The sequence below is a fragment of the Chryseobacterium sp. ON_d1 genome (assembly GCF_006829085.1).
In the GTDB taxonomy this organism is placed as follows: Bacteria; Bacteroidota; Bacteroidia; order Flavobacteriales; family Weeksellaceae; genus Chryseobacterium.
On the sequence record NZ_BJTC01000001.1, the window covers coordinates 475,264 to 487,566 of the forward strand.

General features: G+C 38.0%; 14 protein-coding genes. 10 read left to right on the plus strand and 4 right to left on the minus strand.

Features of this window, described 5'->3' with window-relative positions; all coding sequences use genetic code 11:
- Nucleotides 1-15 precede the first annotated feature (15 nt).
- The 3 genes from CRS_RS02040 to CRS_RS02050 all read left to right on the plus strand — a co-directional run bounded on the left by CRS_RS02040 (nt 16) and on the right by CRS_RS02050 (nt 2,956).
- Nucleotides 16-813 (plus strand): SDR family oxidoreductase, encoded by a 798-nt coding sequence (locus tag CRS_RS02040; RefSeq protein WP_142722418.1) that lies wholly within the window; start codon nt 16-18, stop codon nt 811-813.
- 76 nt (nt 814-889) lie between these two features.
- Complete coding sequence (locus CRS_RS02045) at nt 890-1,804, plus strand: AraC family transcriptional regulator (RefSeq protein WP_142722419.1); 915 nt, start codon at nt 890-892, stop codon at nt 1,802-1,804.
- A 171-nt stretch (nt 1,805-1,975) separates the two neighbouring features.
- Entirely contained in the window at nt 1,976-2,956 is a 981-nt protein-coding gene (locus CRS_RS02050; protein WP_142722420.1) for a T9SS type A sorting domain-containing protein, read from the plus strand.
- Between the two features lie 82 nt (nt 2,957-3,038).
- Here the strand turns inward: CRS_RS02050 and CRS_RS02055 are convergent, their stop codons facing one another.
- Complete coding sequence (locus tag CRS_RS02055) at nt 3,039-3,656, minus strand: GNAT family N-acetyltransferase (protein WP_142722421.1); 618 nt, start codon at nt 3,654-3,656, stop codon at nt 3,039-3,041.
- 190 nt (nt 3,657-3,846) lie between these two features.
- On the opposite strand from CRS_RS02055, the gene CRS_RS02060 reads away from it, so the two are divergent.
- Complete coding sequence (locus CRS_RS02060) at nt 3,847-5,010, plus strand: MFS transporter (protein ID WP_228451150.1); 1,164 nt, start codon at nt 3,847-3,849, stop codon at nt 5,008-5,010.
- A 95-nt stretch (nt 5,011-5,105) separates the two neighbouring features.
- Here CRS_RS02060 and CRS_RS02065 read toward each other — a convergent pair whose 3' ends face one another.
- Nucleotides 5,106-5,495, minus strand: coding sequence for a hypothetical protein (locus CRS_RS02065; protein WP_142722422.1), 390 nt, complete (start codon nt 5,493-5,495; stop codon nt 5,106-5,108).
- Between the two features lie 25 nt (nt 5,496-5,520).
- Complete coding sequence (locus CRS_RS02070) at nt 5,521-6,909, minus strand: MFS transporter (RefSeq protein WP_142722423.1); 1,389 nt, start codon at nt 6,907-6,909, stop codon at nt 5,521-5,523.
- Between the two features lie 72 nt (nt 6,910-6,981).
- Between CRS_RS02070 and CRS_RS02075 the strand changes: the two genes are divergently transcribed.
- From CRS_RS02075 to CRS_RS02085, 3 genes are all read left to right on the plus strand, one after another.
- Nucleotides 6,982-7,830, plus strand: coding sequence for an AraC family transcriptional regulator (locus tag CRS_RS02075; RefSeq protein WP_142722424.1), 849 nt, complete (start codon nt 6,982-6,984; stop codon nt 7,828-7,830).
- A gap of 114 nt (nt 7,831-7,944) precedes the next feature.
- Nucleotides 7,945-8,439 carry a MarR family winged helix-turn-helix transcriptional regulator gene (locus CRS_RS02080; protein WP_142722425.1) on the plus strand — a complete coding sequence of 165 codons (495 nt, stop codon included), beginning with the start codon at nt 7,945-7,947 and terminating at the stop codon, nt 8,437-8,439.
- Entirely contained in the window at nt 8,436-9,200 is a 765-nt protein-coding gene (locus CRS_RS02085) for a hypothetical protein (RefSeq protein WP_142722426.1), read from the plus strand. Before CRS_RS02080 ends, CRS_RS02085 begins: the two co-directional genes overlap by 4 nt.
- Before the next feature lie 74 nt (nt 9,201-9,274).
- Here CRS_RS02085 and CRS_RS02090 read toward each other — a convergent pair whose 3' ends face one another.
- Nucleotides 9,275-9,517 (minus strand): hypothetical protein, encoded by a 243-nt coding sequence (locus CRS_RS02090; protein ID WP_142722427.1) that lies wholly within the window; start codon nt 9,515-9,517, stop codon nt 9,275-9,277.
- Nucleotides 9,518-9,759: 242 nt separating this feature from the next.
- Here CRS_RS02090 and CRS_RS02095 point away from each other — a divergent pair, with 242 nt between their 5' ends.
- The 3 genes from CRS_RS02095 to CRS_RS02105 all read left to right on the plus strand — a co-directional run bounded on the left by CRS_RS02095 (nt 9,760) and on the right by CRS_RS02105 (nt 12,254).
- Nucleotides 9,760-10,044, plus strand: coding sequence for a hypothetical protein (locus CRS_RS02095; protein WP_142722428.1), 285 nt, complete (start codon nt 9,760-9,762; stop codon nt 10,042-10,044).
- 134 nt (nt 10,045-10,178) lie between these two features.
- A complete protein-coding gene (locus tag CRS_RS02100) occupies nt 10,179-10,802 on the plus strand; it encodes a hypothetical protein (protein ID WP_142722429.1) in 624 nt (207 codons plus the stop codon).
- Nucleotides 10,803-10,958: 156 nt separating this feature from the next.
- Nucleotides 10,959-12,254 (plus strand): deoxyribodipyrimidine photo-lyase, encoded by a 1,296-nt coding sequence (locus tag CRS_RS02105; protein WP_142722430.1) that lies wholly within the window; start codon nt 10,959-10,961, stop codon nt 12,252-12,254.
- Nucleotides 12,255-12,303 lie beyond the last annotated feature (49 nt).

The window sequence follows — 12,303 nt, forward strand, 5'->3', positions numbered from 1 at the left end:
TTAAACCAAGAAAAAATGAAAACAATTTTTATAACAGGTGCTTCTACAGGACTAGGAAAAGCAACTGCCCAATTATTTCAAAACAAAGGATGGAAAGTAATCGCTACCATGAGAAACCCTGAAGCGGGTGCTGATCTTGCTGCACTGGAAAATGTTACTGTACTTCCGCTGGACGTTACCAACCCGGAACAGATCAAATCAACCGTTAAGCAGGCTCTTGCACTGGGAGAGATCGATGTCGTTTACAACAATGCAGGATATGGACTTATAGGGCCTTTGGAAGCTCTTTCTGATGATCAGATTGTAAAACAGCTGGATACTAATTTATTAGGAGTTATCAGAGTAACACAGGCATTTATTCCGTATTTCAGAGAACAGAAAAAAGGAATATTTATTTCTACAACATCTATAGGAGGGCTGATTGCTTTTCCGTTAGGTTCTACTTATCATGCTACGAAATGGGCACTGGAAGGCTGGAGCGAAAGCCTTGCTTTTGAGCTTAATCCATTTGGGATAGCTATTAAAACAGTGTCTCCTGGAGGGATTAAAACAGATTTTGTAAGCCGTTCTCTGGACTCAGCATCCACTCCGGCTTATGATGAAATGACGAACTCTCTGTTTTCTAAAATGGAAGGAATGATGGAAGCCGCCTCTACACCGGAGCAGATTGCAGCAGTCGTATATGAAGCCGCTACAGATGGTAAAAAGCAGTTGAGATACGTTGCAGGAGAAGATGCAAAAGCATTGTATGCCCAGCGTCTTGAACTTGGTGATGAAGCTTTCAGGGAACAGTTCGGTAAGCAGTTTATTTAGTCAGAAACTTTAGAGACAGTATAAAGTATATTGCATTTATACTGTCTTTTCCTCTAATAATTTATAAATTTATATCATGGAAAAGAAAGATAACGCTCCTTTGAAAATTTCATCCATCTCAGAACTTCACAACATGCTGCAGCTCCCAAAATCGCTTCATCCCCTGGTAAGCCTCGTGGATAATACAAAAATGACGGTGAATAAGGACATGTTTAAAAGAAGCTTTATACTGGATTTTTATAAAATTTCCTATAAATATTCTACTGTTGGAAAAATGGGGTATGGACAGGGATATTATGATTTCAATGAAGGGGGAATGATGTTTACCGCTCCTGGGCAGGTCCTTTCAACGGATGAAAATGCGGAATACAGTGGATATACTCTGCTGGTACACCCGGATTTCATAAGAAGTTATCCGCTGGCAAAGAATATTAAAGGGTTCGGTTTCTTTTCCTACGATACTAATGAAGCCCTGCATTTGTCTGATCAGGAGAAAGCAACTATAATCGGTATTCTTGATAATATTGGGAATGAACTGAATACTGCTATTGATGAAGTGAGTCAGGATGTTATTGTTTCTTATCTGGAAGTTCTTCTCAATTACAGCAATCGTTTTTATAAAAGACAGTTTATAACAAGAAAAGCAGTAAATCATGATTTGCTTGCCAAGATGGATGCCGTACTGGAAGAGTATTTCAATAAACAGGAAACATTAAATAAGGGACTTCCTACCGTTGAGTTTCTGGCTTCCACACTGAATCTGTCGCCTCATTATCTGAGCGATATGCTTCGGAACCTTACCGGACTGAATGCACAACAGCATATTCATGAAAAACTGATTGAAAAGGCTAAAGAATATCTTACCACTACAGGTTTTTCTGTATCCGAAGTAGCTTATGCTCTCGGGTTTGAACACCCGCAGTCGTTCAATAAACTGTTCAAAAAGAAAACGGATAAAACTCCTCTGAGTTACAGACAGTCATTTAATTAAAGATATTTACCCGGCTCCGATGCCGGGTATTTTTTTGCTCATATAAATTAGTGATTTATCATGAGAGAAAAAATACCTGATTTTAGGTAGATAAAAATACTTTTTTTTTAGGATTGATAGCTTTTGGAACTAAAAATACATTTGTAGTAACCAAATTTTAAACAAAATAATATGAAAAAGCTAAATTCTGTTTTATTTCTTGTTACAGGAATTATAGCGTATGCACAGCCGTCCGTAACGAGATCTGCTGTTGACAGGGTTAATATACCTTATACGTTCAGAGCAGGAGATGTTGCACTTACTGCGACTGCAGGTCCTTCCGGAGCGAATGTCACATGGGATTTTTCTGCCTATACAGGTCCAAATACCAATACAAATACAACGAAGACCTGCCCGGGTGAAGTTAACTGTTTCAGATTTCCGGCGGCCAACAGGATAACCAGGCCCACTCTTTCTGATGTCTACGATTTTACTTCCATATCTGATACACAGGATGTAATGCTCGGGACTTATGCCAACCCCGGAGATATACTGATGTCTTATTCGGATCCTTTAATTAATTTTAATTTTCCGATTACCTATCTGCAGCAGTTTACAGATACTTATCAGTTCAATATAACTTCTGGAGGGGTGCCTAATGGGGCAGAATCAGGGCAGGTGGAGTACACCGTAGACGGCTATGGGACAATTACGACTCCCACAGGAACTTATCCGAATGTTCTGAGAATAAAAAGAATGAGGACTGCCACGCAGACACCCGGGCCTTTCAACTATACCAATGAGTCTTATATGTGGATAAGCCAGTCTGCGGGTATTGTATTTAATTTTGCGATTAATACTTTTACCATCAATGGGAATACAAGTGTTGTAAAAAGTATTTCTTATCTGGAAACAACTGCTTTATCTACCGCTGATCCGGAAATTGGACATAAAGATTTATCTGTTTATCCGAATCCCGGTTCCGATTTTATAACATTAAATTCCAGAGAAGACATAAGCAGGATAACCGTGATATCTCTGGATGGCAGAACTGTTTTAACTCCTGGGAATTCTAACATTATCGATATTTCCAGTCTTCCGAAAGGGGTATATATCCTTCAGGGGGAATTAAAGAAAGGAGGATCAGTTTCTAAGAAAATTATAAAAAAATAATCCAATTCAGTTTTAAAGCCTTATAAAGTGACAGTATATTATCTTTTCCGGCTGGGATTGATTGTATACTGTCTTTTTTATTTTACAGGTTTGGGGTACGCTGCTTTTCTTTGATTAAAGTCTCTATTTTATGCTGTGCTGCATTCCATTCATTATCCAGAATACTGTAATAAGCTGCATTTCTTGTAGTCCCATCACCCAGTACTTTGTCTTTGCGCAAAATACCCTCGAAAACGCCGCCAATTTTTTCAATAGCTTTTCTTGACCTGAAATTGTTGTCTTTTGTTTTCAATTGTACCCTGTTGGTTCTCAGTGTTTCAAAGCAGAATGTTAAAAGTAATAGTTTACATTCGAGATTAACGGATGTTCCCCAGAACTCTTTTGTGATCCATGTCCATCCGATTTCCAGTTTTTTATCTGCAGGATATATCTCAAAAAAACGTGTTGACCCTATCAGCTTCCGGGTTTCTTTATGGCGTATTACAAAAGGATACTGGTTCCCGGACTCTCTTTCGGATAATGCCAGCTCATAGCTCTTGTAAAACAGTTTTTTATCTGAACAGTCTGTGGGAATCAGCTCCCATAGCTCTTTATCAGCAGCTGCAGCATATAATTCTTCAAAATGTTCTTTTTCAAGGGGAATTAATTCAACTGTTTTCCCTTCTAAAATCGTGGGATAAGGAATCCATTTCTCTCTCATGGTTCAATTTTTATGGACGAAATTAGTAAAAACTGAAGTTCTGTAGACCAAAAGTAAAGTAATATTTTACCATAACGACAGGTGATTTATTCTTTAGTGGTCAAAATGGAACGTAAAAATGACAAAAACGGATTATATTTTAACAGAGGTGTGTATTTAACTTTGCAGCAAGGAATTTTATCACCCTGTTATGATGAACGAGAGAGACTCTTTTAATGCAAAAATGCCAACAGCCTGCTTCTTACTTTTTTTTGCCCATGGGCTTGTTTTTTCTTCCTGGGCGAGCAGAATTCCGATTATCAAAAATACACTTTCAATCAGTGAAGCAGAGCTCGGTACCCTTTTACTCCTGATGCCGATAGGGCAGCTTTCAACAATGGTTCTGGCAGGGAAGCTGATAAGCATCTATGGAAGCACCTGGGTGATTAAAAGATGCTTTTTACTATATTCCTTTTTTCTCCTATTAATTGGCTTAGCGCCTTCTTACTGGGCACTGGCGGTAGTTCTGTTTTTCTTTGGAGTTTCCGGAAACCTGTGTAATATAGCAATTAATACTCAGGCTATTGAAATTGAGTCTCTTACAAAGAGAACGCTTTTATCGTCTTATCATGGCGCCTGGTGTTTTGCAGGACTTACAGGGGCAGTGGTAGGTTTATTATTGATTAATATCCATGTAGGTACCTTTTACCATTTTGTGATTATTTTTATCCTTGTTATCATGCTTTGGTGGTACAGCAAAAGAAATCTGACCCATATTATTCATAAAGCAGAACCACAAACCCGTTCGATTTTTAAATCTTTTAATCCTACATTGTTTGGATTGGGTATTATCGGTTTTCTGAGTATGGCCATTGAAGGGGCTATGTTCGACTGGAGTGGAGTTTATTTTCAAACTATAGTTAAAGTGCCTGAAAACCTTGTCATACTGGGATATACAAGTTTTATCTTAATGATGACTTTAGGTCGGTTTATCGGGAACAGAATCATTGAGAAATATGGAAAAAGGATTGTTCTGCAATGCTGTGGCTTACTGATGAGTGGAGGGCTTTTCTTAAGTGTGTTCTTTCCGGAACTATGGATCTGCGTTATTGCTTTTATGATCATTGGTCTTGGAAGCTCTCTGAGTGTACCGTCAGTATACAGTACGGTAGGCAAGGTAAGTACGGTAGCGCCGAGTATAGCTTTATCGTTTGTGTCCAGCATTTCATTTTTAGGGTTTTTAATAGGACCGCCTCTTATCGGATATATTGCTGAGAGTTTTGACCTCAGGTATTCATATGCTCTTTTTGCCTGTTTTGGAATTTTGCTTGCGGTGATGGCCGGGCAGATGAAAGTATTCAGAAACAGTAATTGATGTTTTTGAGGAAATTTCACATCTTTCAGGTATTTTGTACTGATGATTGGTACTGCATTTGCGGATATGCAGTACCATTTAGTGGAATCTCCGGATTATATCCATTTCTCTATAAGATGAAGCCATAGGGCCTTTTCTGCATTAATCAGGAAAACAGCTGATGATTTTCTTTTGGTAATGGCTTCTCCTGTAACCTGAGTTTCTGTATACGTAGCAATCCCATGATAATCAGTATGGTTTGTTTCAATATTTTCAACCTGAATGGTGCGTTCCGGAAACTTTCCAAATACGGCTGGAAGCCAATCCGAAAGCATAGATAATGTAACGGCATCACCATTTCCACTGATCATTCTGAATTCCGGTGAGAATCCGGACAGCAGCGTCCTGTAAAGAGCTTCATGATTCTCTGTTTTGCCCTGGAACCATTTCTCAATATTCTTATGGAATTCTATGATTTCCCGGATAATTTTTTCTGTATTCTTCATGTTTAAATGTATTGTATTTTTCGAATTAATCTTTATGTTGAACCAAAATTTTTCTTAATCTATTTCCTGCCCATATTCCAATGCACTGAAAAGCGCCAATCGTTCCTATGGCGACAGTAAATGCTTCTGTGAAGCCCATAACTTTTATCAGATTAAAAAATAAAGTGCCAATAACGGCCCCTCCTGTAACGCTTCCAATCTGGATTCCTATGCTCACCAGTCCTGAAGCCTGTCCGGCTTTATCCCTGGAAACCAAAGAGATGGCTGTCCGCATCATGACTGGCATCACCGTACCATGACCCAATCCGGCCATGAAAAGGGTAGTATGGGTGATAAAAGATGGCTTTTGCTGAAAATAAAAAGCTACTGCACTCCCTACAAAACCTATTATCAATAATCCCAATCCTCCATTGATCATTTTTACAGAGGCCATTTTTATCCGGGAACTTACTAAAGGGGCCAGGAAAAAAGCCAACCCATAGGGAACTATAGCGAGCCCTGTCTGCATTGAGTTTTGATGAAGAAATTGCTGAAGATAGTAAGGGTAGCATATAAATAAACCCGCAGTGAAATTGTAAAAGAAAATAATCAGAAGGCTTAATGCAAAAGGTTTCTGCTGTAACAGTGCCGGATCTATCAGTACCGGATGATTTTTTTGAAGTTTTTTTCTTTCATATTTTATAAATAGAATTAAGAGCATGATCCCGGAAAGAAGGATCCCAAAAACCCACCAGGCCCATTCATATTTCTGTCCGAAAATAAGAGGGCAGATGAACATAAGCAAAGCCAGGATTAATAGTAAAGCGCCAATAAAATCAATCCCCGTTTGTTTGTTTTTGTTACTGTTATCCATTGTAAAATGTATACCAATAATACAGATAACCGTGATTGGTACATTCACAAGAAACACCATTTCCCATGAAAAATGTCCCCAATGCATGCTTAAAAGCGCTCCGCCCAGTAATTGCCCGATAACAGAAGCAAGTCCGAATACTGAACTGAAAAGACTTACAGCCTTAGGCTGCTCCTGACTGCTGAAAAGGTCTTTTATAGAAGCCAACACCTGTGGGGCAAGCAGTGAAGCCCCAATACCCTGAAACATTCTGGAAGCAACCAGCCATGTAATATCAGGGGAGAATGCGCAGGCGAGAGATGAACCCAAAAAAGTGTACAATCCCCATACAAATACCTTTTTGCGGCTGTAAATATCACCCAGCCGTCCTCCGCAAACCACAAATGCTGCATAGGTAAGGCCATAAATGGCAATAACCATCTGGAGCTCATGATCACTGGCGCTGAATGCTTTTTTTATAGAGGGCAGAGCCATATTGACAATAAAATAATCCAGTGGCGAAAGAAAGGCTCCTATGATGAGGAAGTTGAGTGCCTGCCAACGTTTCGGATATATATTCATAATTTTTTTATACAAAAATACCCGCTAAATATTCTGCTAAAATTGTACTTTTGGAGGAAAATATAGTGTAATATGAAAGGACTTCCGCTTGAAGAAATTGACGTAAAAGACGTAGAATTAAAAGATGAAGAGATCATGTTGAAAACAAAAACTTTTCTTTCGTTTGTTTATGTTGTCAGAGGGAAGGGTGCACTTAGGTATGATGACCGCAGTATTACTTTCTCTCAGGGTAAGCTTTTCATTATCCCGCAACAGGAAGTATATTGTTTTCAAAGTGAAGGATCCCGCCTGATTAGTATTCAGTGTCCGGTTGAGTTTATTGACAGAATCCGGTTGGAGGCAGACCGTATTGAAAGCTGTGAAAATTTGTATAAACTGCAATACATCAGCCATAATTATCATGCAAGGGCTGGCTGTGTTTTCAGGAATAAGAATGATGAACAGTTTGCGGAAACCCTTATTCTGCAGATTGCCAATGAGTTTAAAAACAAAGCCGAGGACTATCTTGTCATCCGCAATTGTATGTCGATCCTTCTGAATCTTATTGCCAGAAATATCCTTCAGAGTGAAACCTCAGACCTTCAGGAAAACCGGAAAGCATTTTCTATCATGAAAATCATCACTTATATTCAGCAGCATATAAAAGACCGTGAGAAGACCGGAATCCAGGTTATTGCTGATCATTTTGGAATTTCCGGGAACTATTTCGGGGAATATTTTAAACAGCAGACCGGAATTTCCTATCAGGATTATCTGCTGGACTATAGAATGAAGCTGGTAGAGACCTATTTGAAATACAGCAGTGTACGATTAAGTGAAATTGCCTATGAACTCCAGTTCAGTGATGAAAGCCATCTTTCCAAACTTTTTAAAAAACATAAGGGAGTAACTCCCGGAAATTACAGGAAAAATTTCAAATAACTAAGCTCTTTGAAAAGGATTTTCCCTGATATTTATGTTCAAATTAAAAATAATATAAAGTCAACTATATAGTTGACTTTATATTTTGTATATTTACAGCAAAATAGATTTCAAATGGATTTTGATTTTATTAAAGAATTAGGGTATAAGGCGCTGGATAGCAGACTTAAAAGAATCAGTGACCGAATGTCTCATGATGTCAGAAAATTTTATAAAGAATTCGGAATTGATGTTGAACCCAATTGGTATCTGGTTTTTATGTTGCTGCAAAAAAAAGGTGAAATTTCTATTACCGATATTGCTGAGCCGTTGGGATATTCACATCCGTCTGTCGTGGTTATTGTTAAGAAAATGACCGAAAAGGGATATCTCGTCATCAAAAAAGACAGTATAGATAAAAGGAAACAGATCATTTCGTTATCTCCTAAGGCAATAGAAATGCTGCCTGAACTGGAGAAGATATGGGACAGCTGCGAAAAAGCAATATTGAAACTATTGTCAGATGACCTGTCGGTTTTCAATTATCTGGATCGTATTGATCAGGAACTTAAAAGTGAATCTTTCCATCATCGTTTCAAACAGGAATATTTAAAATCAAACCCATTATGAGAATATTACTTTTTATCACTGTATTTCTTTTTTCCCATCTTATGGTCTCTGCAACGGAAACAAAAGTTATGATAAGGGCTAAAGCAAGAGATGCCAAATTTATCGGAACCTCATTGGGAGGAGCGCATATTATTATAAGGAACAAGCTGAACCAGCGAATCCTGGCAGAAGGAAAGACAACAGGCAGCACAGGGAACACAGATCTGATTATGAAGACTCCTAAAGTCAGAGGAAATTCCATTGCAGATGAGCAGACAGGTGGGTTTATAGCCGCAGTAGATATTGATGAGCCTACTTTTGTCAATATAGAGGTTATTTCTCCTCTAAACAGCAAACAGGCGCAAGCAGTTGTAAGTACAGAGCTGTGGCTGATTCCAGGGAAACATATTTTGGGAGAAGGAATTATTCTTGAAATTCCGGGGTATATTATTGATATTCTGAAACCCAGAACCCATCAATATATTGCTTTGAACAGTATTAAAGACAAACCTTTTCTGTTTCAGGCCAATATTGTGATGATGTGTGGCTGTGTCATAGAAAAAGGAGGAGTATGGAATTCGGATGACATTGAAGTGAAAGGCATTCTCAAAAAAGACGGGAAATTTATAAAGAATATAGACCTGTCACTGGTTTCAACCAACCTGTTTGAAGGAAGCTACGTCATCAGCTCTCCAGGCAACTATGAACTGGTATTGTATGCTTACCATGAGAAAACGGGAAACACCGGAGTAGATAAAGTAAACTATGTGGTTTTTGAATAGCCCAACTACAATTCACCAGAATTAGAAGAGATCCTGAAGGGTCTCTTTTATGTTTTAAACCTTCAGGAAACAAATTATAAAACCTGAAGTTCTTTGAAAACCTCTATAATAGCTTCAATAAGCCCTTTTTCTACTGTATGTTCTGAAGCAGCATCAGGTAAGAAAGCTCTTAAATCACCGTGATCATCACGCTCTATGATAACTTCAGTTCCATTTACATCCACATAAAGTTTATACCCATAAGAGTAGGTGGCCAGTCGTCCATTGAAAAAAAGCTCCTGACCTTTGTATGTTACCGGCACTTCAAATTCTTCCATTGCAATGAGTTTCTTTTCGTTTAAAATCGGGGCAAAGGTCGGAAATTTTTAATAATAAAGCTGAATGTAGAAATAGATTAAATTAAAATATGTGGTTTTCCCCATGGCTGCATTGATATATTTTTATTATACTTGCCCTTATAAGCATTATGATTTTGATATGGAAAATCTTAATGAACATTCACTCAATAATTTGAAGATGATTGACAATAAACTAAAACCTGGAATCTGAAATTTAAAAGATGAGAAAAAAGGCCGGATTATGGATCCTGTTACTTGTATTATTTGCTTTAGGAGTTGATTATTTCTTTCAAAAAGAAACAGCTTCTGTTTACAGCAAATCTGCCGGTACAGCTTCTGCAGATCAAAACCAGGGAGAATTTGTTCCCAAGCAAAACACCGATTATATTTCTGTTACAGAATATTCAGAATTCGCGTTTAATATCCGGAATATTGTAATCTTTATTATTGTTTTGTTTCTTATCTCTTTCATCATAAGGAAATTACATTCCGCAGGAAAGCAATAGCCTTCTCTGCTATCCGGTTCAATGGTATATCTCAATACGGCTTAGAAATAAAAAAACGATTCACTATAATTTTACTTCTGTTAAGTATTTTCAGTTTGAATGGTCAGAATAAAAAACTCAAAAAAACTACGTCTATGATATCAACAAAAGATTTCAGTGCGCTGCCTGATAGAAAAAAGCTGCAAAGCATTTGTAAAGCGATATCCGTTTTGGATGCTATTCTTTGTCAGGAATGGGAATACCGTTATTATTCTTACAATAACAAATGGGCGGATCATGAAGAGGTTTTTGAGATGAGGGATGGCTCTGGTGATCAAATGCTTATTTTATTCCTGCGGGACGGATGTGTAATCAATGGTTTTGCACATGAATATAAACAGCCTGATAAAAAAGCGCTTACCCAAAAAATGCCTTCTGTTTTTGACGAATTTATATTGGGGGAACCTGTAAAGTCAATCGGGACAACATTCTGTTTGTGGACAACTGAGAATGAAGGCTGGAAGACAGGAGATATCGGAAACAACAAGGACCGTTCTGAAGAAATGTTAAATATTTTTGATGGAAATCCGCAGACCTATATCGATTGGGCAGCAGAATATTTTGAAAACGATGGAATACAGGCAGAAGCTTTAATGAAGATCTATAGTGGCCAAACTTTAACAAAAGAGATGGTATTAACTATTGTTGACAATGTTGAAGATTGGGAACAGCTTAAGGATGATCTTAATAAAATTGGCTATCCTTATTATTTTGAATAGATAATGATAAAATTAAAACCATGAACGCGAAAGGTTTTCGAACCTGTTTCCAAGGTTGTCTGCTATTTTATTCAGAACAGCTAAAATTCAACGGCAAAGCTATCATATTCTGAAATTTGTTTTGGAGTAAGTAAGATAAACAAGCTACCTTTGAATATGAAACATAAAGTCACCTTATTCTGGTTCAGACGTGATTTAAGGCTGGAAGACAATATTGGTTTATCCCATGCGCTTCAATCAGGTACTCCGGTAATGCCTGTTTTTATATTTGATTCCGATATTCTCGGTAAATTGGAAGATAAGAATGATCGCAGAGTAGATTATATCCATCAGGCTTTGACAGGAATTAATATTTCATTAAAAAAATACCATTCGAGACTCAATACATACTCTGGTAAACCTCTGGATATATTCAGAAAATTATCAGAAGAATATGATATCGAAGGGGTTTTCTGTAACCGGGATTATGAACCTCAGGCCATTGAAAGAGATAAGGAAGTCTATTATTTTTTTACCGAAAAGAATATTCCTTTTAAAGCTTATAAAGATCAGGTGATTTTTGATAAAGACCAGATTGTTAAAAAAGACGGTTCCCCTTATACCGTTTACACCCCTTTTGCCAAGAAATGGAGAGAAGCATTGACTGCTGAGCATTATCAGTCGGTAAAAACGGACTTTACCCATCTGTTTTCCCAGAAGCATACTGATATCATCACATTGAAGGATATCGGTTTTAAAAAAACAGAAATGGATTTCACAACACCGGTTTTAGATGCTTCCATTATAGATGACTATGACCAATACCGCGATTATCCGGCATTACAGCATACAACACAGCTGGGAATTGCTTTACGGTTTGGAACCATCAGCATCAGGAAATGTGTGGCTTTTGCATTGAAACATAATGCTGTATGGCTTTCTGAACTGATCTGGCGTGAGTTTTTTATGCAGATTTTGTATCATTTTCCTCAGGTTGTCCAACAATCTTTTAAAACCAGGTATGACAACATTCATTGGCGGAACAATGAGAATGAGTTTAAGCACTGGTGCGATGGCACTACAGGATATCCGATCGTAGATGCCGGGATGAGGGAGCTTAATCAGACAGGCTATATGCATAACCGTGTGCGGATGATCGTTGCGAGTTTCTTATGTAAACATTTGCTGATTGACTGGCGGTGGGGCGAAGCTTATTTTGCTTCAAAGCTGAATGATTATGACCTTGCAGCCAATAACGGAAACTGGCAGTGGGCAGCAGGGAGTGGTTGTGACGCAGCACCTTATTTCAGGGTTTTTAATCCGGCAGCTCAGACAGAAAAGTTTGACAAAGACCTGCATTATATAAAAAAATGGCTGCCCGAATGGAATACCCCTGAATATCCTTTCCCCATTGTAGAGCATACCTATGCCCGTGAAAGAGCTTTAGCCGAATACAAGAAAGCGTTGGCATAAATAAGATGATCAGTAAAAATGCCCGGCAACAAAATATTCCCGGGCATCA